The organism is Pseudoalteromonas sp. ASV78 (assembly GCF_047806705.1).
Taxonomy (GTDB): Bacteria; Pseudomonadota; Gammaproteobacteria; order Enterobacterales; family Alteromonadaceae; genus Pseudoalteromonas; species Pseudoalteromonas prydzensis_A.
Window position 1 is genome coordinate 3,238,968 of record NZ_JBLOPA010000001.1, and the last position, 25,247, is coordinate 3,264,214.

The 25,247-nt window shown below is 42.7% G+C and carries 26 protein-coding genes; 17 read left to right on the top strand and 9 right to left on the bottom strand.

The genetic code is table 11. The annotated features are described in order from the left end of the window. Positions 1–28: 28 nt before the first annotated feature. Together sthA and ACMVDV_RS14675 are read right to left on the bottom strand one after the other, a co-directional pair. Positions 29–1,456: a Si-specific NAD(P)(+) transhydrogenase gene (sthA, locus tag ACMVDV_RS14670; protein WP_304182992.1), complete on the bottom strand. Its 1,428-nt coding sequence runs from the start codon at positions 1,454–1,456 to the stop codon at positions 29–31. A 13-nt stretch (positions 1,457–1,469) separates the two neighbouring features. Beyond that, complete coding sequence (locus tag ACMVDV_RS14675) at positions 1,470–2,603, bottom strand: acyl-CoA desaturase (protein ID WP_416158623.1); 1,134 nt, start codon at positions 2,601–2,603, stop codon at positions 1,470–1,472. A 126-nt stretch (positions 2,604–2,729) separates the two neighbouring features. Here ACMVDV_RS14675 and fabR point away from each other — a divergent pair, with 126 nt between their 5' ends. The 6 genes from fabR to ACMVDV_RS14705 all read left to right on the top strand — a co-directional run bounded on the left by fabR (position 2,730) and on the right by ACMVDV_RS14705 (position 9,194). Then, positions 2,730–3,347: an HTH-type transcriptional repressor FabR gene (gene fabR / locus ACMVDV_RS14680; protein WP_149980408.1), complete on the top strand. Its 618-nt coding sequence runs from the start codon at positions 2,730–2,732 to the stop codon at positions 3,345–3,347. A 383-nt stretch (positions 3,348–3,730) separates the two neighbouring features. Further along, positions 3,731–5,284, top strand: coding sequence for a 2-isopropylmalate synthase (leuA, locus tag ACMVDV_RS14685; protein WP_145242424.1), 1,554 nt, complete (start codon positions 3,731–3,733; stop codon positions 5,282–5,284). Beyond that, a complete protein-coding gene (gene leuB, locus ACMVDV_RS14690) occupies positions 5,281–6,357 on the top strand; it encodes a 3-isopropylmalate dehydrogenase (protein WP_416158624.1) in 1,077 nt (358 codons plus the stop codon). The genes leuA and leuB overlap by 4 nt, the downstream gene beginning before the upstream one ends. A 75-nt stretch (positions 6,358–6,432) precedes the next feature. Continuing rightward, on the top strand, positions 6,433–7,833 hold the full coding sequence (leuC, locus tag ACMVDV_RS14695; protein WP_304182997.1) for a 3-isopropylmalate dehydratase large subunit: 1,401 nt from the start codon (positions 6,433–6,435) through the stop codon (positions 7,831–7,833). Then, complete coding sequence (gene leuD, locus ACMVDV_RS14700) at positions 7,833–8,432, top strand: 3-isopropylmalate dehydratase small subunit (protein WP_416158625.1); 600 nt, start codon at positions 7,833–7,835, stop codon at positions 8,430–8,432. The genes leuC and leuD overlap by 1 nt, the downstream gene beginning before the upstream one ends. 168 nt (positions 8,433–8,600) lie before the next feature. Beyond that, the gene (locus ACMVDV_RS14705) at positions 8,601–9,194 is read left to right on the top strand and encodes a hypothetical protein (RefSeq protein WP_416158626.1); all 594 of its coding nucleotides are present in this window, start codon (positions 8,601–8,603) and stop codon (positions 9,192–9,194) included. A gap of 11 nt (positions 9,195–9,205) precedes the next feature. Here the strand turns inward: ACMVDV_RS14705 and ACMVDV_RS14710 are convergent, their stop codons facing one another. Further along, positions 9,206–9,577 (bottom strand): hypothetical protein, encoded by a 372-nt coding sequence (locus ACMVDV_RS14710; protein WP_416158627.1) that lies wholly within the window; start codon positions 9,575–9,577, stop codon positions 9,206–9,208. 96 nt (positions 9,578–9,673) lie between these two features. On the opposite strand from ACMVDV_RS14710, the gene ACMVDV_RS14715 reads away from it, so the two are divergent. Beyond that, complete coding sequence (locus tag ACMVDV_RS14715; RefSeq protein WP_304183005.1) at positions 9,674–10,117, top strand: TerB family tellurite resistance protein; 444 nt, start codon at positions 9,674–9,676, stop codon at positions 10,115–10,117. A 16-nt stretch (positions 10,118–10,133) separates the two neighbouring features. Here ACMVDV_RS14715 and ACMVDV_RS14720 read toward each other — a convergent pair whose 3' ends face one another. Further along, the gene (locus ACMVDV_RS14720) at positions 10,134–10,703 is read right to left on the bottom strand and encodes an NADPH-dependent FMN reductase (protein ID WP_304183008.1); all 570 of its coding nucleotides are present in this window, start codon (positions 10,701–10,703) and stop codon (positions 10,134–10,136) included. A gap of 125 nt (positions 10,704–10,828) precedes the next feature. On the opposite strand from ACMVDV_RS14720, the gene ACMVDV_RS14725 reads away from it, so the two are divergent. Both ACMVDV_RS14725 and ACMVDV_RS14730 read left to right on the top strand, forming a co-directional pair. Continuing rightward, on the top strand, positions 10,829–11,725 hold the full coding sequence (locus tag ACMVDV_RS14725) for a LysR family transcriptional regulator (protein ID WP_416158628.1): 897 nt from the start codon (positions 10,829–10,831) through the stop codon (positions 11,723–11,725). Then, positions 11,725–11,952 (top strand): hypothetical protein, encoded by a 228-nt coding sequence (locus ACMVDV_RS14730; protein ID WP_416158629.1) that lies wholly within the window; start codon positions 11,725–11,727, stop codon positions 11,950–11,952. Before ACMVDV_RS14725 ends, ACMVDV_RS14730 begins: the two co-directional genes overlap by 1 nt. 166 nt (positions 11,953–12,118) lie before the next feature. On the opposite strand, the gene rsgA is transcribed toward ACMVDV_RS14730, so the two are convergent. Continuing rightward, positions 12,119–13,045 carry a ribosome small subunit-dependent GTPase A gene (gene rsgA / locus ACMVDV_RS14735; RefSeq protein WP_416158630.1) on the bottom strand — a complete coding sequence of 309 codons (927 nt, stop codon included), beginning with the start codon at positions 13,043–13,045 and terminating at the stop codon, positions 12,119–12,121. 221 nt (positions 13,046–13,266) lie between these two features. After that, on the bottom strand, positions 13,267–14,835 hold the full coding sequence (norR, locus tag ACMVDV_RS14740) for a nitric oxide reductase transcriptional regulator NorR (protein ID WP_416158631.1): 1,569 nt from the start codon (positions 14,833–14,835) through the stop codon (positions 13,267–13,269). Positions 14,836–15,001: 166 nt separating this feature from the next. On the opposite strand from norR, the gene ACMVDV_RS14745 reads away from it, so the two are divergent. Continuing rightward, positions 15,002–16,234 carry an NnrS family protein gene (locus tag ACMVDV_RS14745; RefSeq protein ID WP_416158632.1) on the top strand — a complete coding sequence of 411 codons (1,233 nt, stop codon included), beginning with the start codon at positions 15,002–15,004 and terminating at the stop codon, positions 16,232–16,234. 10 nt (positions 16,235–16,244) lie between these two features. Then, positions 16,245–17,426 (top strand): NO-inducible flavohemoprotein, encoded by a 1,182-nt coding sequence (gene hmpA / locus ACMVDV_RS14750; RefSeq protein ID WP_416158633.1) that lies wholly within the window; start codon positions 16,245–16,247, stop codon positions 17,424–17,426. A 37-nt stretch (positions 17,427–17,463) separates the two neighbouring features. Here hmpA and ACMVDV_RS14755 read toward each other — a convergent pair whose 3' ends face one another. Further along, complete coding sequence (locus ACMVDV_RS14755; RefSeq protein WP_416158634.1) at positions 17,464–18,117, bottom strand: endonuclease; 654 nt, start codon at positions 18,115–18,117, stop codon at positions 17,464–17,466. Positions 18,118–18,248: 131 nt separating this feature from the next. Continuing rightward, positions 18,249–18,959, bottom strand: a complete 711-nt coding sequence (locus ACMVDV_RS14760; protein WP_416158635.1) for a hypothetical protein — start codon at positions 18,957–18,959, stop codon at positions 18,249–18,251. A 163-nt stretch (positions 18,960–19,122) separates the two neighbouring features. Here ACMVDV_RS14760 and ACMVDV_RS14765 point away from each other — a divergent pair, with 163 nt between their 5' ends. Beyond that, a complete protein-coding gene (locus tag ACMVDV_RS14765) occupies positions 19,123–19,503 on the top strand; it encodes a hypothetical protein (protein ID WP_304183019.1) in 381 nt (126 codons plus the stop codon). Here ACMVDV_RS14765 and ACMVDV_RS14770 read toward each other — a convergent pair. Then, entirely contained in the window at positions 19,500–19,943 is a 444-nt protein-coding gene (locus tag ACMVDV_RS14770; protein ID WP_304183022.1) for a PaaI family thioesterase, read from the bottom strand. The genes ACMVDV_RS14765 and ACMVDV_RS14770 overlap by 4 nt on opposite strands. A gap of 121 nt (positions 19,944–20,064) precedes the next feature. On the opposite strand from ACMVDV_RS14770, the gene ACMVDV_RS14775 reads away from it, so the two are divergent. The 5 genes from ACMVDV_RS14775 to ACMVDV_RS14795 all read left to right on the top strand — a co-directional run bounded on the left by ACMVDV_RS14775 (position 20,065) and on the right by ACMVDV_RS14795 (position 25,247). Beyond that, the gene (locus ACMVDV_RS14775; RefSeq protein WP_416158636.1) at positions 20,065–20,859 is read left to right on the top strand and encodes a hypothetical protein; all 795 of its coding nucleotides are present in this window, start codon (positions 20,065–20,067) and stop codon (positions 20,857–20,859) included. Positions 20,860–20,933: 74 nt separating this feature from the next. After that, complete coding sequence (gene lexA, locus ACMVDV_RS14780; protein WP_304183026.1) at positions 20,934–21,551, top strand: transcriptional repressor LexA; 618 nt, start codon at positions 20,934–20,936, stop codon at positions 21,549–21,551. 424 nt (positions 21,552–21,975) lie between these two features. Beyond that, positions 21,976–23,118, top strand: a complete 1,143-nt coding sequence (gene coxB / locus ACMVDV_RS14785) for a cytochrome c oxidase subunit II (RefSeq protein ID WP_304183027.1) — start codon at positions 21,976–21,978, stop codon at positions 23,116–23,118. Further along, positions 23,119–24,720: a cytochrome c oxidase subunit I gene (gene ctaD / locus ACMVDV_RS14790; protein ID WP_416158637.1), complete on the top strand. Its 1,602-nt coding sequence runs from the start codon at positions 23,119–23,121 to the stop codon at positions 24,718–24,720. It abuts the gene before it with no gap. Beyond that, positions 24,720–25,247 carry a cytochrome c oxidase assembly protein gene (locus ACMVDV_RS14795; RefSeq protein WP_064667724.1) on the top strand — a complete coding sequence of 176 codons (528 nt, stop codon included), beginning with the start codon at positions 24,720–24,722 and terminating at the stop codon, positions 25,245–25,247. Before ctaD ends, ACMVDV_RS14795 begins: the two co-directional genes overlap by 1 nt.

The following is a 25,247-nucleotide window of genomic DNA, read 5'->3' on the forward strand; positions in this document are numbered from 1 at the left end:
CGGGCTTTTTGTTAGTCGTTATCAATGGTTATTTAAACAAGCGATTCAAACCATTTAACGCCGCAACACGGTAGGCCTCAGCCATGGTTGGGTAGTTAAAAGTGGTATTTACAAAGTAATCAATATTATTGCCGCCATTTTTTTGTTCCATAATGGCTTGGCCAATGTGCACGATTTCCGAGGCACGCTCGCCAAAACAATGCACACCCAGTACTTCTTTGGTTTCAGTGTGGAATAATATTTTTAAACTACCGACTTCGGTACCGGCAATCTGTGCTCGCGCTAAATGTTTAAATTGAGCTCTGCCGACTTCATAAGGGATTTTCGCGGCGGTTAACTGCTGCTCTGTTTTACCCACAGAGCTCATTTCAGGAATGGTATAAATACCCGCTGGAATATCAATAATTAGCTTTTCATCGCAGTTACCAGATGCAATCGCATCGGCGGCAATGCGGCCTTGGTCAAATGCTGCGCTGGCAAGGCTTGGGTAGCCAATGACATCACCGACGGCATAAATGTTATCGACCTCAGTTTGGTAAGTTTCATTAACTTTTAACTGCCCGCGGCCATCGGCTTTTAAATCAACCGCTGCAAGGTTAAGTCCGTCAGTGTTGCCGGTGCGACCATTGGCAAATAAAATACAGTCAGCTTTAACGCGTTTGCCTGATTTTAAATGCATAACAACGCAATCATCACGGGTTTCAATGCGGTCAAACTCTTCGTTATGACGAATTACAATGCCGCTATTCCAAAAGTGATAGCTTAACGCATCTGAGATTTCAGCATCCATAAAAGCTAATAAGCGGTCGCGAGTATTTACTAAATCTACCTTTGCGCCTAAACCCTTAAAGATAGAAGCGTATTCACAACCAATTACCCCAGCGCCATAAATTAAAACGCGATGAGGGTCATGCTCTAGCCCTAAAATAGTATCGCTGTCGTAAATACGTGAATGGGTAAAGTCGACTTCAGGTGGACGATAAGGGCGAGAACCAGTAGCAATAACAATGGTTTTAGCAGTTAGTCGTTCGGTTGAACCATCAAGACGTTTAATTTCAATCGTGTGCTTATCAACAAAGCTGGCATCACCTTGAAACATATGAATGCGGTTACGGTCGTAAAAGCTACTGCGTAAATTTGATTGTTTAGAAATAACCGAGCTGGCGTGGCGCAAAATATCAGGAAACGTTAACCGACTAGGGCGCTCACCGACATTAAACAATGGGTTTGCTTTGTATTCTATATAGCGGCTAACAGAGTGACGTAGTGCTTTTGAAGGGATAGTACCCCAATGTACGCAACCACCACCAACGGCAGCTTGGCGTTCGATAACGGCCACTTTTTTGTTGCTTTTAGACAGGTTCATGGCGGTACCTTCACCGCCAGGACCTGTGCCTATAATAATTGCATCATACTGAAATGATGGTTGTTCTTGCTTTACTTGTTGTTTGGCCACAGCCACTCCTACATTAGCTAAAAGAGGCTTTTAATAACCTCGCATTGAGTGCAAGCCACGCCTGTTTTTGGTTTTCCCAGGCCGCTTCCAACTCATGATATTGTGTCATTAAAGCTGATTTTTCGCATTGTTGCAGCATGTTATTCTTTTTAACTTCTAATACTTGCTTTTTTAGTGCGCAATAGTGCTGTAGCTTTTTCAGCAATAAATCGTACTCTTGCTGCAATAATGTAAGCTTATCTTGCGCTAAAGGCAATTTAGCTAAACGGTTTTGCGTTCTATTCATTAACGTTTCGGCTTTAGCTTTTTCGATGCGTTCAACCGGCGTACGTTTTAATTTTTTAGCAAGACCAACAGCCGCAAAAGCGCGGATCATCCATTTTGTTGGATCATAATGAAACCATTTTATGCCATTGCGATAGTCACTGGCAAAAATATGGTGAAAGTTATGGTAACCCTCGCCATAAGTAAATAAGGCTAGAACCCCGTTATCACGGGCAGTATTTTTTTCAGTATAAGGACGAGATCCCCAGATATGTGCCACAGAATTGATAAAGAAGGTGAAATGCTGACTCAATACTAAGCGCAATAATCCGGCTAATAACAGCATACCCAATACATCACCAATCATTAAGCCAAGTACAAGTGGAATACCAATATTAGTTGCTAATACTAATTTCATATAATGGCGGTGTTGCCACATCACTATTTTATTGCGTTGTAAATCACGGCAATTAGAGTAATCACTATAGCTGTCGCCTTGGTAATCACGCAGCATCCAGCCGATATGGCTATACCAAAAGCCATTGGTTGCTGCGTAAGGGTCTTTTACTGGATCATCAACTTGACCATGATGAACACGGTGATCGCTACTCCAATGCAGCGCACTATTTTGCAGCGCAAAGGCACCGCCTAACGCGAAAATAAACTCAACCACTGGGTGAGCATCATAGGTTTTATGTGCCCAAAGACGATGATAGCCTGCGGTAATCGACATACCGGCATAAAACATACAAGCAACGAATGCTAGCCAATGGCTGCTGGTAAAGCCATGGGTAAATCCATACCAAGGCACTAATGTGGCTGCTGCCAAAAAGGTAATACTAAAAAATAGGACGTTGGTCCAAATAATTGGTGGTTTTTTCATCTTTAAAAATCTGAGCGTACACTTGTAAGCTAAAATAATATTTCATTCTCTTGCCGTCAAGTATTAGACTGGAGAATTAAGATAAAAATCACCATAAATTGATTTAAATTAAATCAGGAGTAGTTCATGTCGGGTGTTCGCGCGCAACAGAAACAAAAAACACGACAAGCTTTAATTGAAGCGGCATTTAACCAATTGAGCGCCGATCATAGTTTTTCTAATTTAAGTTTACGTGAAGTTGCCCGTGAAGCAGGTATAGCACCAACCTCATTTTACCGCCACTTTAAAGACATGAATGAACTCGGTTTAACTATGGTTGACGAAGCTGGCTTAACGTTGCGTCAACTGATGCGTCAAGCACGTCGCCGTATAGCTAGTGGTGGCAGTATCATTACCACTTCAATTGTTACTTTTATGGAGTTTATTGATAACTCCAGTAATCAATTTAGATTATTACTGCGGGAACGTTCCGGTACCTCTAAAGCGTTTCGTGCTGCTGTGGCCCGTGAAATTAAACACTTTATTTTAGAGCTTGCCCATTATCTTGAAAGCGAAACCCCGTGTGATGCCACTCATGCGTATATTCAAGCAGAGGCTATGGTGACTTTAGTATTTAATGCTGGTGCCGAGGCGCTTGATATTGAAGGCCAACAACGAGAAGAATTAGTCGAACGTTTAATTTGGCAATTACGCTATATAACCCGTGGCGCTAGCAATTATGTGCGAGATGGTAATAAAGAGTAAAAAATAGCAAAGAGTTAATCTAGGCGAAGGCTGTGAGGTAGCTAGTTTAATAAACTTAAATCACTAAGTTTTTGTATTAATTTATGCTTTAAATTTTAATTTTTGGATTTTTATTTCTTTTTTAAGGGTTTTTAATTCGCTTTAAAGAAAATATTATGCTTGCATGCACAGTTTTGAAGTGTTAAAAATAGGCCTCACTGAACACACACATTTAGTAAAGACGATGCAAAATACTCATTTAATTACATTAAAACTAAACCTCTTACTGCTAGTGCACGTGAGCGGGGATTAGTGTATTTGCATTAAGTAAACACAAAAAACCCCGCATATTGCGGGGTTTTTTTTATCTCGCATCCAGGGCAGCAGAGAATTAAGGGTAGATTATGCAAGAACAAGATAAAGTATGGATTTTCGACACCACCTTACGTGATGGTGAGCAAGCACTTAAAGCGAGCCTGACTGAAGAAGATAAAATCCAGCTGGCGCATACTATTAGCCGCCTAAATGTGGATGTGATGGAAGTTGGTTTTCCGGTTTCGAGCCCTGCCGATTTTCGTTCAGTGCAACGTATTGCCACAGAGGTGAAAGGCCCAATTATTTGTGGTTTAGCGCGTGCTGTTGCTAAAGATATTGAAGCCTGTGGCGAAGCACTTCGCACAGCACAGCAAAGTCGAATTCATACTTTTATTGCTACTAGCCCGTTGCATTTAGAACACAAACTGCGCATGAGCTTAGATGACGCCACAGCAATGGCGGTTAAATCAATCAAGCTTGCCCGTAATTATACTGATGATGTGGAATTTTCATGCGAAGACGCAGGCCGCACACCGCATTGGGATTTATGCAAAATTGTTGAGCAGGCGATTAACGCCGGTGCATCAACCATCAATTTACCGGATACAGTTGGCTTTGTAACACCAGACGAATACGCGGCGATGATCCGCCATTTAATGAATAACGTGCCAAATATTGATAAAGCGCGGTTAAGTGTACATTGTCATAATGATTTAGGTTTGGCTGTTGCCAATTCTGTTGCAGCGGTGCAAGCCGGTGCACGGCAAATCGAATGTACTATTAATGGGATTGGTGAGCGTGCGGGTAACTGTTCACTTGAAGAGGTGGCGATGATCATGAAGATGCGCCAAGACCACTTAAAAGTGTATACCGATATTCGCAGTGAAGAAATCTATCGCGCCTCACGCCAAGTAGCAAAAATTTGTAATATGCCTGTGCAACCTAACAAAGCGATTGTTGGCGAGAATGCGTTTGCTCATAGTTCAGGTATTCATCAAGACGGCGTATTAAAAGCACAAAATACTTATGAAATTATGTCACCAGAAAGCGTCGGCGTACCAAATAATCAATTAAATATGACTTCACGTTCGGGTCGTCATGTTATTGAGCACCGCCTTGAAGAATTAGGCTATCAAAAATCTGATTACGATATGGATAGCCTATATGAAAGCTTTTTAACCCTTGCAGATCAAAAAGGTACAGTGTACGACTACGATTTAGAAGCGATGATCTACTTTAATCAGATCAGTGATAAAGATGACAAATACCAATTAGAGTTTGTTAACTCAACCTCTAACTCGCAATCAGTGGCAAGCTCTACAATCGGTATGACGATTAATGGTGAGTCTAAACAAGAAGCGGCTACCGGTAATGGCCCTGTAGAGGCATCATTCTTAGCGATTGAGCGTTTAACGGGTATGGCTGTTGAAATGATTGAATTTAATCTAGAAGCCACCGGAGAAGGTGCCAGCTCACTAGGTGAAGTAAATATAATAGCTAAATACGATGGTCGCCCTTATCACGGCGCGGGCATTGCCGCGGATGTGGTTGAAGCGTCAGTACGCGCTATGATCCGCGTTTATAACTTAATTTATCGCGCACAAAAAGTGTCTGATTTAAAACAACAAAGGAAAGCAGGATGAGTCAATCAAATTATAGCGTTGCAGTATTAGCAGGCGACGGTATCGGCCCAGAAGTAATGGCAGCAGCAGAGCAAGTATTGGATGCTGTGAGCAGTAAATTTGGTTTTACTTTAACTCGTCATCATCATGCTATTGGTGGCGCTGCGATTGATCAATTTGGTAAAGCGTTACCCGATCCAACTCTTGCAGCCTGTGAAAGTGCTGATGCTATTTTGTTTGGTTCAGTGGGTGGCCCTAAGTGGGAAAACTTACCGCCAAACGAACAACCAGAGCGTGCATCACTTTTACCACTGCGCAAACACTTTGGTTTGTTTTGTAACTTACGCCCAGCGCAACTATTACCAGCACTGAGCGCTGCATCGCCACTACGCGCTGATATCAGTGCACAAGGCTTTGATATTTTATGTGTGCGTGAATTAACTGGCGGCATTTACTTTGGTGACAAAGGCCGCAGTGGTGAAGGGGCTGATGAAACCGCTTTCGATACGCAAACCTATTCACGTAAAGAAATTGAACGTATTGCGCGTTTTGCTTTTGAAGCAGCAAAATTACGTAATAACCATGTTACCTCGGTTGATAAAGCTAACGTATTGGCATCAAGCGTATTATGGCGTGAAGTGGTTACAGAGGTAAGCAAAGACTTTCCAGAAGTAAGCCTTGATTATATTTATGTTGATAATGCGGCGATGCAGTTAGTTAAACAGCCTAGTCAGTTTGATGTATTGCTGTGCGATAACCTATTTGGTGATATTTTATCTGACGAATGCGCGATGATCACTGGATCTATGGGCTTATTACCATCGGCAAGCTTAAACCAATCTGGCTTTGGTTTGTACGAACCTGCGGGTGGCTCCGCGCCAGATATCGCAGGGAAAGGGATTGCTAATCCAATCGCGCAAATTTTAAGTGCCGCGTTAATGCTACGTTATTCACTAGGTCAAGATGAAGCGGCGCGCAGCATAGAAAAAGCAGTCGCCGAAGCGGTAGAAGCAGGTGTTGGTACACCAGATATTTACCCAAATGCGGGTTATACCACCCAAGATGTTGCCGCTGCGATTGTCGCTAGAATATAAAACGGCACGTATTTAAACAATTATTCACTCGCTGCACCGTCACGCGGCGAGTCAAACAAATTAGGGGATCAGCAAGTGGCCCAAACGTTATACGATAAAATCTGGCAAGCACACGTAGTTGCTAGTATTAATGAGCAAACCGACTTACTTTATATTGACCGTCATTTAGTACACGAAGTGACATCGCCGCAAGCGTTTGCTGGCTTGCGAGAGAAAAACCGTAAAGTACGTTGCCCTGAAAAAACCATCGCGACCATGGATCATAATGTATCGACTAAAAGCCGTTCATTAGATGCCGCTAGTGAAGTATCAAAAAACCAATTGATGGCGCTTGATGCCAACTGTAAAGAGTTTGGTATTGTACTTTACGATCTAAACTCAATTAACCAAGGCATAGTGCATGTAATGGGGCCTGAGCAAGGGATTACTTTACCGGGTACTACCATTGTTTGTGGTGATAGCCATACTTCAACCCACGGTGCATTTGGTGCACTGGCACACGGTATTGGTACGTCTGAGGTTGAGCACGTACTAGCGACACAAACGCTACAACAGAAAAAAGCCAAGTCATTAAAAATTCAAATTAATGGTGTACTACGTCCAACGGTTACAGCCAAAGATTTGATCATGGCGGTGATTGGTAAGCTAGGTACCGCTGGTGGTACAGGTTATGTGGCCGAGTTTTGTGGTGAAGGCATTGCAGCACTGTCAATGGAAGCGCGTATGACATTGTGTAACATGAGTATTGAAATGGGCGCTAAAGCGGGTTTAATCGCTTCAGACCAAATCACTTATGATTACTTAAAAGGCCGCCCATTTGCCCCACAAGGCGATGATTTTGAAGCTGCAGTTGCCTACTGGGAAACCTTAAAAACTGACCAAGGCGCGCAGTTTGATTTAGAAGTTGAACTAGAAGCTAGTAGCATTCAGCCGCAAATTACTTGGGGCACTAGCCCTGAGCAAGTTATAGGTGTTGATGAATGCATTCCAGATCCAGATCAAGAGCCTGATTTAATTAAAGCTGATGCGATCCGCAGTGCCCTTAAATATATGGGGTTAACAGCCGGTGATAAGTTATCGTCAGCCACTGTAGACACGGTATTTATCGGTTCATGTACCAATAGCCGTATTGAAGATTTACGCGCTGCAGCACAGATTGTTGAAGGTAAAAAAGTGGCCGCCGGTGTAGAAGCGTTAATCGTACCTGGCTCTGGCTTGGTAAAAAAACAAGCCGAAGATGAAGGCTTAGCCGATATTTTCAAAGCGGCGGGTTTTGAATGGCGAGAACCGGGTTGTTCAATGTGTTTAGCGATGAACGATGATCGCTTAGGTGCAGGCAAGCGCTGTGCATCTACGTCAAATCGTAACTTTGAAGGCCGCCAAGGCCGTGGTGGTCGCACCCATTTAGTGAGTCCTGCAATGGCCGCAGCGGCAGCTATTCATGGTCGCTTTGTTGATATTAGAGGAGAAGCCTAATGAGCATTTTTTTTAGTGGCTTAATGGCCCCGCTTGATAAAAACAACGTCGATACCGACCAAATCATTCCCAAGCAGTTTTTAACTTCAACCAGCCGTGATGGCTTTGATGCTGCATTGTTTTATGATTGGCGCTATTTAGATAACGGCGAGCCAAACCCTGCGTTTATTTTAAACCGCCCATGTTACCAAGGCGCGCAAATATTACTAACCCGTGATAACTTTGGCTGTGGCTCATCACGTGAACATGCACCATGGGCGCTTAAGCAATATGGCTTTGAAGTAATTTTGGCGGAAAGCTTTGCCGATATATTCTTTAATAACTGCGGCAATAACCAGATGCTAGCGATTGCACTACCCGCGCAAACATTGGAAGAGTTATTTGTACTGAGCGAGCAACACGACGATATTCATATCGACATCGATCTTGAAAATCAGCTACTTACCAGTAACAAGTTTGCACCAATTAGTTTTGATATTCGCAAAGACGTAAAAGAGCGTTTATTAAGCGGCTTAGATTTTATCGGCGTGACCGAAACGCTAAACCCGCAAATTGATGCTTTTGAAAAGCAATTAGCCGCAGCTAGACCTTGGCAGTAAAGGTTTAAAAGTTATTAAACAATGAAACGCGGCTCAGGCCGCGTTTTGGTATATCACTTGCTAATCTTTCTCCTCGCTAACTCGCACCTTATGGCCTATTCACCGTGATTACTTCCTTTGTATTTATTTACACGCTAAGCTGCTCTTTTATATTTTTTGGAACTTGCTATGAAATTATTAACTGCGGCGACGCTAATACTGGCCTCTACGGCGGCATTTGCACGCCCTGCGCCTTTGGTATCTATTCCAAGCCATGATGGCTTTTTTGATAATATTGCCGCCCACTGCGGTAAAGCGTATGAAGGAACTGTAACGGTTGATAATGCCACTGGACCAAGTTCGTTTGCCGGTAAAAAATTAGTCATGCATGTTCGTAAATGCACTGATAGCGAATTACAAGTGCCGTTTCATGTCGGTGATGATGCATCGCGTACCTGGATCGTTACTAAAACCGGCAGTGGTTTGAGTTTAAAGCATGATCATCGTCATCAAGATGGTACTGATGATATCTCGACTATGTATGGCGGCCACACGGTTGACGCGGGTTTTGCTAGCGTACAATCGTTTCCAGCCGATCAATATTCAAAAGAGTTGTTTGTCAGCCAAGGTATTCCACAATCAATGGGTAATACGTGGCAAATGTATATTTACCCTGAAACGTTTACTTACCGTTTAATTCGCCAAGGTCGTGAGTTCCGTGTGGATTTTGATTTAACCAAAGCAATTACACCACCGGCTGCACCTTGGGGCTATAAAGATTAAAAAAGCAAAGACTAATCTTTTGTGGGTTCTGTCTCACATTGCAGTAATACCGTTAAAGGTGGCTGATATTTACGGGGTTTGGTTGGGAAACGATCGTACTCTTGTACGCCGTCAGTCACTTTTAACATAAACGGGTTACCGCGGCATAGGCGGTTAGCATGGCGTAGTAAAAACACGCTTTGATTTTTAAAGTGTTGATAGTCGTCAGATTGAATTTCTAAATGGTAGTTATTTGCGTCTAATTTTGTTTGGTAATAATGTACTTTTTCATCAAAGTCATAGAGCTTTTCGGTTGCACCTTTTTCAGCCAACGCGACATTACAGCCCACTAACAGCGCTAGCGTTCCTATAATTATCAAGCAATTTGCCACCTTTCCTTTCATAAACCTTTAGCTCCATTATTGTATTGAGCACGCAATTTAACTACAGTGGTGCATCAAGTTATGCTGTAAGTCTAACACCCAAAAAGGGAAAATGTGATGTTCAAACAAATTAAACAGCTTTTTTCGTCATTTAATGAACAGCCATCAATGATGCAAGAGCATGATCTGAAAACGGCGATAGCAGCATTATTGATTGAGGTAATGCGTGCCGATAGTGAGCAACAAGCAGATGAACTCCAGACGTTAACGTTAACTTTAAAAAAGTATTTTAATTTAAGCGAAGAAGACGTTGCACAATTAACAGAGCAAGCTGGTAGCAGTTTGGATGAAGCGATTGATTACTTTCAGTTCTCTAAACAAATTAATGCCCAATGTAGTGCTGAGCAACGTATTGAAATTATCGAACTGCTGTGGCGTTTAGCCTATGCCGATGGCGAGCTTGATCCGCAAGAAGAATATGTGATCCGCCGCGTAGCCAGTTTATTGTATGTAACTCATGAAGACTTTATCGCCGCTAAATTAGCAGCGACAAAGCTTTAGTCAGTGGCGTAACCGCTTACTTATTGAGTTTGCTAGTAACACTGACGAGTTGCTGGGCAAGACCAGCTACTTTCTCGGCAGTTACAGGGTCGCTAATGCGGCCTGTTTCATCCAGTACAGTATGAATCGCAGGTACGGCAAGTTGATCTGCCAATACTAGGCTGCCAATACCGGATAAAATATCACGTACATGGTTTAAGCCACGCAATCCACCTAGTCCACCCGGTGATGAGGCATATAACGCTGTAACCTTGTTACGAAATGCAGGTACAGCACCTTGCTCTGTACGTGATGCCCAATCAATGGCATTTTTAAGTACCGCGGTGATTGAACCGTTGTATTCAGGGCTTGCCAGTAAAATACCATCAGCAGCGCGAAGTTTGTCTTTTAGCAGCTGTGCACCAACGGGTGTGCCTTGCGCTTCAATGTCTTCGTCAAACATGGGTAAGTCTAAATCGGCCAGTTTGATCACTTCTACTTCCGCACCGCTTTCTAATGCAAAGCGGGCTGCTTCATTGATCAATTTTTGGTTAAAGCTGTCTTTACGTAAGCTGCCTGCTAAGGCAATAATTTTTGGTGCAGTCATGGTGTTCGCCTTAATTAATCTAGTTAGTTTGTCTGTTACGTACTTTAGCAAATATTTACTTGCAGAAAAGCCAAATAAACGCAAAACTTATGTGCATATACGCACACTGAAGATTAAGGATAAGTATGGCGATTCAATTTGATGACTGGCAAGACGTAAAAGTAGCCTATGAAGTTGCGCGGTTGGGTACGTTAACCGCAGCGGCTGAAAAGCTCAATGTCCATCACAGCACGGTACTTAGGCGGATTAATAATTTAGAACAAAGCTTAAATGCGCGTTTATTTCATCGCCACGCTCGGGGGTATAAGGTCACTGAGATTGGCGCTAAACTCTTTACAGCAGCACAGTCTATTAATAGTGAGCTTGAGCGCTTACACAACGATATTATTGCCGCAGATAGTACTTTACGTGGTAGTTTGTTGCTTACGACGGTCAGTGGTTTTATAGATGTACTAAGTGATGTGTGTGAACAGTTTCAAAGCTTACATCCACAGGTGCAGCTGGAAGTCATTTTAGATCAAAAACGTTTACGCCTTGATCATGGCCAAGCACATATTGCAGTACGCGCGGGTCCTCGTCCTGATGAGGGTGATTACATCGCCCAACATCTAGCGCACTTGTCGTCAGGGTTTTATGCGTCAAAACGTTATATTGAAAAATACGGAATGCCAAAAACGTTAAAGCAATTACCACTGCATAACTTTGTTTCTGGAGTGGCCGGCTACAATGGCAAAGTACCTTATTTCGCGTGGGTTGATGAAAATATTCCTACAGAACAAGTGAAATTACGGGTGTCTGAAACCTCAGAGGCCACCCGTGCGATTGTTAAAGGCTTGGGAATTGGCGGGATGCAGCATGACGTCGCTGCGCAATACCCTGACTTAGTACCGGTACTGGCAAGCGACTTAAGCTGGCCTACGGACTTATGGTTAGTGACGCATCATTTAGTACACCGTACCGCGAAAGTGCAAGCATTTAGTCAGCTATTAAAAGCGTACTTTAAAGAGCATAAGTTAGGTTGATGTGGCATTACAAAAACCTTGGTGATGCGATGTTGGCAGGCCCAGAGCTGAATCAAATAAAGCACAGTGCTGGTGCTAATCTGCGGCTATTTGTGCGTTATATCACGAAATATGGTTTGCATTGTGAAGTTATCGTGTATTTCCCGCCAGAAGCGAACAGCGTGGCCAAACAATGTTTAGCCACGCCCTGTGTAGCGCCAAATGAAAGTGATTTAACGGCCCTTTAAATTACGCATGTCTTTTTGTACGTTACGATAAAACCGACCTAAGTTTCTATCGTGGCTACGTAATTGAGCTAGGCTGCGAGCATTATGCTGTTGCTCTTTGAGCAGTTTGTGATAGTTATCTAATCGCCGCTGCGTCAATCTACCTTGTTGCAATGCCTGTTGTACTTTACAGCCAGGCTCTTGCTGGTGGTAGCAATCTACCTTGTTGCAATGCCTGTTGTACTTTACAGCTAGGCTCTTGCTGGTGGTAGCAATCGGCAAAACGGCATTGTTCAGTAAGTTCACTAATTTCACTAAAAGCTAACTCGACACCGTGCTGACAATCGGCAAGTTGTAATTCGCGAACACCCGGTGTATCCAGTAACAATGCGCCACCTTCAAGTACATGCAATGCCCTGTGTGTGGTGGTGTGACGCCCCTTGCTGTCGTCTTCACGGATCCCTGCGGTTGTAGCCACGGGTAGTTCAGATAAACCATTCACTAAACTTGATTTACCCACTCCCGAGGAGCCAACAAATGCTACCGTTTGACCTGAACTACACCAAGGGCGCAACTGCTCAATACTAAGATTATCTAACGCGTTAACAGATAGCACAATTAAATGCCGATCTAGCTCAGCTAACGGTGCTAAATGTTGCTCAGGTTTTTCGCACTGATCGCGTTTGGTAAGTACCACTACAGGCGTACAACCACTTTGATGCGCCAGTGCTAAATAACGCTCAAAACGGCTTAAATTAAAGTCTTTGTTATGAGAGCTGACAATAAACAAAGTATCAATATTTGCGGCAATTAATTGCTCTGTTAATTTACTACCTGCTCCCTTACGGCTGAGTACCGTGAGCCGCTCAAGCAGCCGATAGTAAAGCCAGTGTTGCTCGTGTTGTTTTAGCAATAACCAATCACCCACCGTAAGCGGACTTTGGGTTGAATGATGTTGTACCTTATGGCAACCGTTTTCTGCTTGTGCAATAAAGTGATCGCGATGATACGCTATAACACGGGCAATTAAGGTGGTTTCTAGTTCGTCTAATGTTACTTGTTGTTGAAAAAACGTGCGCCAACCTAGTTGGCTTAAATTTAAATGAGTATTCATAAAACCCCATACTCCAAAGAGTAAAAATACAGGGGTTCGCTGTTTAATGTTGTGTAAAACAGCAGCCCCGGCTAATGGCCGGGCAAGTCTTAATAATTAAGAGTTAACATGCCCAGCAAGGGTGGTTATTACAATCATCAAATATCTCCAGTTAGTTGTTATCTATAATTAGCTATACCGCAGTATATGCGAGTTTAGCTGAATTGCAGCTAAATTAAGCATTAAAATGACTTTTTGACTGCAATCCCCAAACGCTTAGCGAGCCTGACTAGGTTTGCTCGATCAACCTGTAAAGTGCGTGCAGTTGCAGCCCAATTAAATTCATGTTGTTCTAGCTGTTGGCTGATTAAATGCTGTGTAAATGTATCCGTTGCTTGTTTGAGCGAGAGATTTTGGCTATTTATCTTATCGTTATCGGCAGTTGAAATTGCGACTGATACAGGGTTACTGGTACTGAGGTTAAGCTCACAATGTACTGGTTCAATAGTAATTATTGCTTGCTGCCACTGACTTTGCTTGGCTTTTAATGCAGCACGGCTGATCACATGTTCAAGCTCGCGTACGTTACCTGGCCAATTGTACTGGGTGAGTAGTAGTTGTGTTTCAACACTGAGTTTTAATTGTTTGATAGCCAGCTTGCGGGCGGTTTGTTCTACAAAGTAGCCTGCCAGTAAAATAACATCATTTTCACGTTGTTTAAGTGGCGCAACGTTGAGCGGATAAACACTTAAGCGATGATATAAATCGGCGCGAAAGCGTCCTTCGGCTACTTCATTTTTTAAATTGCGGTTAGTTGCAGCAATAACCCGTACATCAACGTACTTTACTTCATCTTCGCCCACGGTTTGAATTTCACCACTTTGCAATACCCGTAATAATTTACTTTGCATAGCCAGTGGTAGTTCGCCTATTTCATCTAAAAACAGCGTGCCACCATCTGCCAGCTGAAACTTGCCTTGACGTGCATTATGGGCGCCGGTGAAGGCTCCTTTGGCGTGGCCAAAAAACTCACTTTCGGCGAGGTTTTCTGGTAATGAGGCACAATTTAAGTGAATTAGTGGCATTTCGCTGCGCTTTGAATGTAAGTGGATATTACGTGCCACTAGCTCCTTACCGACCCCAGTGTCTCCTTGGATCAACACACTAAACTCAGAAGCTGCAACGAGTTTGATGTCATTTTTGAGTGTTTGTATCGCAGGGCTGTGGCCAATGATCTCTACACCATTGCGGGTAAGCGCTGCACGGTTTAGCTCTTGTACTAAAGCGTTGCTATGTTGCGCGTGGTTTTGATATTGCTGTAATTGTAAGGTGGTCTGTAAATGTGCAGCACAAAGTAAACTTAGTTGTGCTAAGTCAGCTAGATTTAAGTTATCGAATGCATTGGCATCAAGGCTGTCTAGAGTGATCACCCCAAGCAAACTATTAGCGCTATTAAGTAGCGGTATCCCTAAGCAAGCATGGACAGGAATATCACCCGTTTTGCTCGATAGTAGGCCATCATAAGGATCTGGAATTGGGCAATCGTGAGCAAACTGCAACGGTTGTTTGGCATTACAAATAGCGTGCAACCGAGGGTGCTCATTAATCGCAAAGCGCCGCCCCAAGGTATCGGGCATCAGGCCATGAATTGCTTGTGGCTTTAATACATCGCCTTGCAGGGTCAGTAATGCAATCGCGTCACTTGGGATCAGTTGTTGAATGCAATCTATAAGTTGCTGAAAAGGCTGTGCTTGAGTATTCACTTGAGCAAGCGTAACGGCAGTATTCAATAAGCTTTGATTATCTATCATGTCAAAATGACTCAAGCGTGTTTATTTGTCTTTTTGATGCTGAGTCATAAAGACTTATTTGTCAAACGTTAAATAGTTAATCTATTGAATTTTATGCTATTTAAATATTGGCTTGGTCTGTGCAATAGCAGACTATAACGATTCAATAGGTGAGTTTAATAAGCTAATGCGACCAATCAATGTAACCGAGCCAATGTCCGAGCAAGTGCATTTCTATCAAGTGAGTCAATGGCCGTTATGGATGTTGGCATTTCGGCCTTATTTTTTAGCGGCGGGTATGTTGGCTGTTTTATCTATTGGTTACTGGTTATTGATCTTAACTGGTCATGCAAGTTGGCAATTAGCTATACCGGCAACGCTTTGGCATGCCCATGAAATGATGTTTGGTTTTGCAGGCGCAGTCGCGGTAGGGTTTTTATTAACAGCAGCACAAACTTGGACCGGGGTTGCGAGTATCAGTGGTAGTAAATTGATGTTACTTACACTGCTGTGGCTAGCTGCGCGTGGGGCATTTTTTATAACTGGCACGGGCATTGAAAACTTTAATTTATATGCGCTGTTATTGCTCCAATTGCTTTGGTGGTTAGGCGCCATTATGGCGTTGGCTAATATGTTGTTTAAAGCCAGTAACAAAAATAACTATCAATTTTTGCCGATGCTAAGTGCGCTGTGCGTACTGAATATGATTTATTTATGGTTAGTTATTGAACAAAATATGTTGCTTGCATTGGCCGTGGTCGATACCGCGGTGTTGGTAATGACCTTATTTGTTGGTGTAGTGGCTGGGCGCGTATTACCGTTTTTTACTGCGCGAGGCCTTGGTTTAACTGAACAAGTGCGTACTCCACGGTTAGATAAAGTACTACTTTATAGCTCAATATTTGCCGTTGTACTTTACTTTATCAGCCAGTTATTCATACCAACAGTGAAACCAGGTTGGGCGCTGGGTCTAGTTGCTGTGCTGCATTTTAGTCGTTCATTGGTATGGTGGCGCAGTGCAGTGCTCAAGGTGCCATTATTATGGTCGCTGCATTTTTCATATTTGGCATTAGGGTTTGGCTTGGCATTACTCGCGCTAAGTTTTTATAGCCCCATTATCTTGTTTAAAGATGCGCTGCATATGATCACTATAGGCACGATTGGTATGATGATTTTAGCCATGATGACGCGGGTATCTCATGGTCATACTGGCCGCCCTTTAACGATTCCTCATTTTATCGCTGTGGCGTTTGCTTTAGTGCTTGTTGCGGCAATTATTCGTTCGTTATTACCTGTTGTTATTGGGCCACACATTGCATGGCAGCTGAGCGCTGTGCTGTGGATCGTGGCATTTTCGTTGTTCTTACTCCACTGTATTCCTATTTTAACGCGGCGTCGTGTTGATGGGCGTCGTGGTTAAAGGAAGTTGTATGTTATCTGATAAAACGATTGAAATCGTTAAAAGTACCGTGCCGTTATTAGCGCAAGCGGGCACCGTAGTTACCGAGCATTTTTATAATCGCATGTTTAGCCATAACCCTGAGCTGCAAGATATTTTTAATATGACTAACCAGCGCAGTGGCCGTCAGCAATTTGCACTGTTTAATGCGCTGGCCGCCTATGCGCAAAATATTGATAATTTAGCGGTGTTAAAAACAGCGCTGGCACGTATTAATCATAAGCATACCAGTATGCATATTTTACCTGAGCATTATCCAATTGTTGGAGGCCACCTAATTGGCACCTTAAAAGAGCTACTTCCTGAACAATTTACAGCCGAAGTTGAATACGCATGGCGTGAGGCATACGCACTACTTGCTGATATTTGTATTACTGAAGAGGCGGCCTTATATGAGCACAGTAAAAATAATCATGGTGGTTGGGCGGGTACTCGTGAGTTTGTGATTGCTAAAAAACACCGTGAATCTGAACTAGTAACCAGTTTTACCTTAGTTCCTGTTGATGGCGAAGCCGTGATAGCGCATAAACCTGGTCAATATTTAGGCATTAAGGTGAAACCCGAAGATGCACAATATAATGAAATTCGTCAGTATTCAATTTCCCAGCAAAGCAACGGCGAGAACTACCGTATTAGTGTGAAAAAAGAAGTACAGCCAGCTGCGGGGATTGTGTCTAATTATTTGCATACACTGGATGAAGGTTGTGTCATTGAGCTTTACCCGCCAGCAGGAGACTTCTTTTTACGCGCGAACAATAAGCCAGTGGTGTTAATTTCTGCTGGGGTTGGGCAAACGCCGATGCTAGCAATGTTGCAAACATTATTGAGCGATCAATCAAATCAACCTGTGACTTATTTACATGCATGTGAGAATCAACAACAGCGTTCATTTAGTGACTTTTTATTTGCCCAAGCCGCTGCACACTCACGATTAAATCATTATACCTGGTTGAATCACGGTGGTGAGGGCGCTGACTTTATTGGTTTGATGGATGTAAAGCGTGTTGCAGAGCAATTACCGCTCACACAAGGTGATTTTTATATTTGTGGCCCAACGGGCTTTATGGCTGCAATTAAACAGCAATTAATTGCCCTTGGGGTAGATGCCACACGCATTCATTATGAGGTATTTGGCCCACATCAAGCTATTTAGCGCGCAGTAACAAGGCGCGACATGCGCCTTTGATATTTTAGAGAACGGTGTTGCTCTGTTGCGCTGCCAAAGCTTGGTTTTGCCATGCGGTAAATAATTTTTGCTGTTTGTCGGATATTTTTAAACCGTAGGTTTTTTGCATATAAAAATAAGCATCGGCAATGCGCTTGCGGGCATAAAAGGGCGGTTCTATTACTCGCTGTTTAAAATCGACTTTTACTTGGCAACTGCCATATTGGCTTGCGTTGCCTGTAATCATGCCAAAACGATAGTTAGAGCGGTCGGCATTTATCTCACCAATTGCTGGAGCCAAATTATTAATATCGGCTTCCATTTTACGAAACTGTGCACTGGTTTTAATGCAGTTTTTTCGGCCGCCATTTTGCCAACATTGCAGTTGGTGGCCAAATTCCCAGGCCGGCACTATATGTTCCCATTCAATCCGAACGGCACGGGCGTTGGGCTTGCCTGAGCGTGTTATGGCATTACGAGGTACATAACCGCACGCATTCGGGTCGGGCACCAGTTTTTTGCCTTGGCGCTTTATATCGCAGCCACAGTAAATACTTTTAGCATCGCTGGGTAAGGTTTTTATAAGGTGTTTTTTGGCGCTTGAGAAGCTAGTAAATTGCTCCGCGTAGAGGTTAAAACTCAGGCAAACAAAAACTAGCGCAAGAATAAAATGCGGCATATCCAATCACTTTAGTGTACAACAGGAAGCGCTATTTTAGAGTGATTATTCAACGAGGTAAATCAGTTGAACGGTGTATGTTGATAAAAATGCAATGACATAACAGACCAAGCAATCGTCATGCCTTGCTACTATTTACTGTAATGTTTACGACGGCGCAGGCGTAGATTTTGTAGTAAAAGTAGTATGCCCGTGATGCAAAACAGTACGCTAGTGGCTGAAAAACTAATCAGTAATGGGTTATTAAAGTCTTCACGCTCATCGTAATCCATAATATGTAGCATCCAGAAAAAGTCGAATATGCGCCATATTGTGCTGCGAACGCTAATAACTTGGCCATTAATTGCAGATAAATATAAGGTTGTACTCCATCGATCATCGAATTGCACTTGCCATAGGTTTGCTTTGTAGCCCACTTCTCTGGGGCCGGCTTCAAGTTGTATGGCGTGTTTTACAGCTGCGTTAATTAACAGGTGAGCTTGAGCATTGGCAATAATATTCTGCTGCGTTGGCGCAGCTAATGGTTGCCCGGTGCGGCCATTAAAACTCGATTCTCCTTGGCTGGTAGCAACAATAATAATCGGGGTAGTTAAAAAATGACTATAAGTGATCCGCATTGGCTCACTTATTTGTGCAACAATGTTATCGAGTGAAGCCGAGTAGTCTTGACGCTGAAATGGATTATCTAATTGCCGTGCCGCTAAATGCTTACCGTGTACTTTTGCAAGTGGTATTGCACTCATTACTAAGCCGCCTAGCAACCATGCAAAAATTTGTAGTGCTAATAAGTAACCTAGCCACTTGTGGAGCTTACGCGCATATTTAAAAATGCGTTTATTCATTACTACTGCCTGCTTGTTATTATTAGGGCGCTATTCTATAAATTATATCGAGTTTGCCAATGCGGCAAATTGTCGCAGATAATAAAATCCACAGTTGATTTGGTATAAATGTGAAATTAGGTTAAAGTTTGCGTTGTTATTAACGTAGGGTAAAAATGAAACAATGTCGGAAATTCAATTTTTAAATGTAGATCTAGAGCTTGAATCAAAGCAAGATATTAGCTTGCTAGTTGCGGACTTAAAAAAAACTGCTGTGGTTTTGCATTACGATAAAGATGAGTACCGTCAACTTGCACGTATTGAGTCTAAACTAGAGGTTACTTCACCAGATAAAGCAATTAACCATTTATGTGAATTGATTGAGTCTTGCTCGCGCAATGCATTAAAACAGTGGTTATCATGCTCAAAGCGCACCTTTGATATTGGCTTTGAATCGGGCACTTCGCCAAAATGCTTTAATCAAGCGCTCAGTGCCGATACTTTATTGCGTATTTCTGCGATTGGTGCAGGTATTGAAATTACAATTTATCCACTTTCAAACTAGCCTTTACGCTCTACAACTGCTGCGGTCATTCTTGATACGCAGCACAGTTCCCCACGACTATTAGTGATTTTTACTTCCCATACAGATGTGCGCTTGCCTAAGTGCAGTGGCCTTGCTATCGCGGTTAATATACCATTACGTGATGCTTTTAAATGATTAGCATTGATCTCTTGGCCAACACAATAAAACTTCGTAAAATCAACTACAAAGTTTGCAGCATAACTAGCCACCGTTTCTGCAAGCACAACATTTGCGCCGCCATGTACCATGCCCATCGGGTTATGATGAGCAGGGATTGCAGGCATGGTTGCTGCTAAATAATCATCGCCTATTTCACTTATTTCAATGCCCATGGTTTTCATTAATGTGCCTTGACCACTTATACCGTCATCAAGTTGTTTACATTGCGCTAGGGTGATCGGTTGATACCAAATACTCATCAGTCTACCTCATTAATTTATTTACTAAATCAGTCTACACTTTTAAACATTTTTCTACAGTTAAGATCATAAAAATAGCTAAAATGTACCTTTATTATGTATTTGTTAATAGGCTTAAAGGATGAAGTTAAACGTACTTGGCTTTAGTGCAATACTGCTTATGAGTGTACTTGCTCAGGCTCCAGTTGTAGCTGCTACACAGCATCAACTGGATATTGGTTTTACCGATCTTGCCGGTTTAGATGAGTCATTTTTAGGCGCGCGTTATCGTTACTTTGCTCAAGATCTTGAGTCTCTAACTGGACCATATGAATTTAAAGCCCACTTAAATCGAGTGAATAACTATGCTGTTGGCGGATTCTCGAATGGTGATTTTAACTATTTAAATATCGATGCTGCCGCTTATGGCCCTGAGGGGTTAGTTATGCAGGCCAGCCTGCAAAGGATCTCCGATGATAACAAAGATTGGCGAGATACCGATTATTTAGTAAGTGCAGCACTTGGTAAGCAGATGAATGAACAGCTGCAACTTGGCTTTAACGCTTATTACAGTCGAGCTGAAAGCTACAATATTAACTGGCAGCAGAACACCGAAAACGTCTCGGTAGAGTGGACTTATGCGCCTTATGTGCGCTGGACTGATATTGATAATAACCAAGGTTGGGATTTAGAGTTAAAACAATTAGCGGGACGTTATCGCTATGTGCAAGGGCGGGCATTTTATTATGTAAATCAGGCATGGTCAGTAGGATTAATTGCCAATATTCGTAATACCGATAACCTCAGTGACAACTATGAACTGCAAACACAATATTGGTTTAATCAACATGTCGCATTAAAATTAGGTTTAGGCTCAGCGCTTGATTCCGGAAGTGGCTTAAATAGTATGAGCTTGTTATTAACGGCGCGATTTTGAGCCAATTTATATTTGCGATTTTCAGATAACTGTATATACTCACAGTTAAATGTACTGTATGGAAAACCAGTTGTATGCGCCCATTAACGAATCGCCAAGCTCAAATTCTCGAACTTATTAAAGTATTTATTAAAGATACCGGTATGCCGCCAACCCGTGCTGAGATTGCGCAAACGCTAGGTTTTAAAAGTGCTAATGCAGCGGAAGAACATTTGAAAGCACTGGCTAAAAAGGGCGTAATTAAAATGAAGCCCGGTGCTAGCCGTGGTATTCAGTTGGTTGAAGAAGAAGAGCCAGAACAACTTGGTTTACCGCTAATTGGTCGGGTAGCTGCTGGTGAGCCAATCTTGGCACAACAGCATGTTGAGAGTCACTGCCAAGTTGACCCATTATTATTTAAACCAGCAGCAGACTTTTTATTACGAGTGCAGGGCATGAGTATGAAAGACATTGGCATTATGGATGGTGATTTACTGGCAGTACACAGCACTCAAGTTGCGGAGAATGGCCAAGTGGTGGTTGCCCGTGTTGATGATGATGTAACAGTAAAGCGCTTTGAAAAAGCAGGTAAAAAAGTTTTTTTGCATGCCGAAAATGATGAATTTGCGCCTATCGAAGTTGATCTTGAGCATGAATCTTTCAATATTGAGGGATTAGCGGTTGGAGTGATCCGTAACGCTGATTGGATGTAAGTTTTTTGTTTACTATTTTGCACCAAATTGGTGAAGTTTGGTGCTTTGATTTTTTTTACCTCTTTAATGGCTAAATTTCATACTTAGCTATGCCCCTCAAGCCCTTGTCAGCTCTACTTATACGTTACTTTTAGCCCACTACTACTCCCCTTCATTACAAAATAACGCGCTGATTTCTAGTTATTATTTATGCACCAAAAGAGAAATTAATTACTCCTAAAACTTGCTAATTGTTCGTTTTTTAACTAATTGGTTAATACACTGTGTTAACACTTGTCTTTAAAAGTTGCGAAGTTTTACGCAAAAGCACTTTCCAGAGGCAGAGTTAATTACCAGTTACAATAAAAAAATAACGAATTGGCGTGAAAAAGCAGTGCCGCCTTTTCGCTTTGCGTCTTGCAATAGCATCAAAAGGAGCCGTCACATGGGTAAACTGAGCTCTACCTTGTGGCTTATATTACTTATGCTTCCGCAGCAATTGTTGGCTAATAGCCAATTTAATATGCGCGAAGGTGTAACCGATATAAGTAATAATGTTTATCAACTGCACATGACTATATTTATTATTTGTTGTGTGATCGGGGTGATTGTATTTGCCGTTATGTTTTGGGCGTTAATACATCACCGAAAATCAAAAGGGGCAATTCCAGCCCAATTCCACGAAAGCACTAAAGTTGAAATACTTTGGACTGCTATTCCATTTGTTATTTTGATTGGTATGGCAATTCCTGCCACAAAAACCTTAATTGCGATGGAAGATGCGAGTAAAGCTGATCTGACCATCAAAATTACTGGTTCACAATGGAAATGGCATTATGAGTATATGGGCGAAGATGTGGCTTTTTACTCTATTTTATCGACTCCGCAAGAACAAATAACTAATCAAGCTGATAAAACGACGACCTACTTACTTGAAGTAGACAAGCCCTTAGTCTTACCGGTTAACAAAAAAGTGCGTTTTTTAATGACTTCAGATGATGTGATCCACTCTTGGTGGGTGCCTGATTTTGCGGTGAAAAAAGATGCTAATCCAGGGTTTATCAATGAAACGTGGACGAAAATTAATGAAGAGGGCATTTACCGCGGGCAATGTGCAGAACTATGCGGCAAAGATCACGGTTTTATGCCCGTGGTTGTGGAAGCTAAATCTGAGCAAGACTTTGCCACATGGCTGGCTGATGCTAAACAAGCGAAGCAAAAAGCGGCCGCCGCGGATGCAGCGTTACTAGATCAAACATTATCGAAAGAAGAGTTAATGACGCTGGGTGAGCAGGTCTACATGGCTAGTTGTGCAGCATGTCATCAACCTACGGGTATGGGGTTACCAGGGGTGTTCCCCGCAGTTAAGGGCAGCCCTGTTGTACTTGGTGATATTAAAGATCATATCGATGTAGTAATACATGGTCGCCCAGGCACTGCGATGCAAGCATTTGCTAAGCAGCTATCAATTAAACAATTAGCAGCGGTTATTACCTATAAACGAAATGCGTGGGGTAACGATACTGGCGATGTTATTCAACCGAGTCAGATTCAAGCTGAGCTTGATGCAACATCGGAGGCTAAATAAATGAGTAGCGTAATAGAACAACACGATAATACAGCTGCACATCATGATGATGGGCATCATCACGGCGCAAAAGGGTTTAAGCGCTGGTTATATACAACCAATCATAAAGATATCGGCAGTTTATATTTAATCTTCTCGCTCACTATGTTTTTAATAGGTGGCGCCATGGCTATGGTGATCCGAGCTGAATTATTCCAGCCAGGACTGCAGTTAGTCGACCCGCACTTTTTTAATCAAATGACCACAGTACATGGTTTGATCATGGTATTTGGTGCGGTTATGCCTGCCTTTACAGGACTGGCAAACTGGATGGTGCCCTTAATGATTGGCGCGCCAGACATGGCACTGCCACGGATGAACAACTGGAGTTTTTGGATTTTACCGTTCGCGTTTTTAATTCTATTAGCGTCATTGTTTATGCCTGGCGGCGGGCCTGCATTTGGTTGGACTTTTTATGCACCGCTCTCCACCACTTACAGTAATGATAACACTGCGTTATTTGTGTTTGCCGTGCACATTATGGGTATCAGCTCAATTATGGGCGCAATTAATGTCATTGTGACCATAGTGAATATGCGCGCACCAGGGATGACCTGGATGAAACTCCCGCTATTTGTTTGGACTTGGCTAATCACCGCATTTTTACTAATAGCAGTTATGCCAGTATTAGCTGGTGCTGTGACTATGGTGTTGACTGATAAATACTTTGCTACTAGCTTTTTTGATGCCGCTGGTGGTGGCGATCCGGTGATGTTCCAACATATCTTTTGGTTTTTTGGTCACCCTGAAGTGTATATTATGATCCTGCCAGCCTTTGGTATTATCTCGACCATAGTGCCGACCTTCTCTCGTAAGAAATTATTTGGTTATGCCTCTATGGTATATGCCACCTCCTCGATTGCCTTATTAAGCTTTATTGTTTGGGCGCATCATATGTTCACCACTGGTATGCCGGTAGCCGCTGAATTGTTTTTTATGTATGCAACTATGCTGATATCGGTGCCAACGGGGGTAAAAGTATTTAACTGGGTAGCCACTATGTGGCGTGGGTCAATTAGTTTTGAAGTGCCGATGTTATTCAGTATTGCGTTTATCGTGTTGTTTACCTTGGGCGGTTTTTCCGGCTTGATGTTGGCGATTACCCCTGCTGATTTTCAGTATCACGATACCTACTTTGTGGTTGCGCATTTTCATTATGTATTAGTCACAGGCGCGGTATTCTCAATCATGGCAGGGGCCTATTATTGGCTGCCGAAGTGGACGGGGCATATGTTTAATATCACCTTAGCTAAATGGCATTTCTGGCTATCTTTGGTGAGTGTGAACGTACTATTCTTCCCTATGCACTTTGTTGGCCTTGCAGGTATGCCACGGCGAATTCCTGACTATGCACTGCAATTTGCTGACTTTAACGCCATTATTAGTCTTGGTGGGTTTGCCTTTGGCTTATCGCAATTGCTATTTGTGGTAGTGGTATTTAAGTGCGCAAGAGGTGGCGATAAAGTGCCAGCGAAGGTGTGGGATGGCGCCGAAGGGTTAGAGTGGGAAGTGGATTCTCCTGCGCCATATCATACCTTTGAAACACCGCCGGAGATCAAGTAATGAGCCACGCACCACTGCTTAAGCGCTTAGTGTTGATATGCTTAGGCATGTTTGCTTTTGCCTTTGCCTTGGTGCCGTTATATGACGTCTTTTGTGATGTAACAGGACTTAATGGCAAACCATCCTTAGAGCAAGCAAAGCAAAGCACCAGCATTAATGAAACACGCGAGGTGGATGTGAGTTTTACTACCCATGCACAAAGTGGTGCACCGTTTGCGGTGCAATCAGCTGAATACAGTGTTTCAGTGCAGCCCGGAGCAATGCGCGAGGTACTGTTTAAAGCAAAAAACCTCAGCAATGAAGATAAAGTTATGCAGGCGGTACCTTCGGTATCGCCAGGAAAAGCAGCCAAATACTTACATAAAATGGCCTGTTTTTGTTTTGATCAACAGCCATTGAAAGCCGGTGAAGAGGTAGAGTTTAAATTACTTTTTTACGTCGATACAGAGTTACCAGACGATGTAGAAGAGCTGACTTTATCGTATACCGTGTTTGATATTAGTAGTCAGTTAGTGGCTAGTAATTAG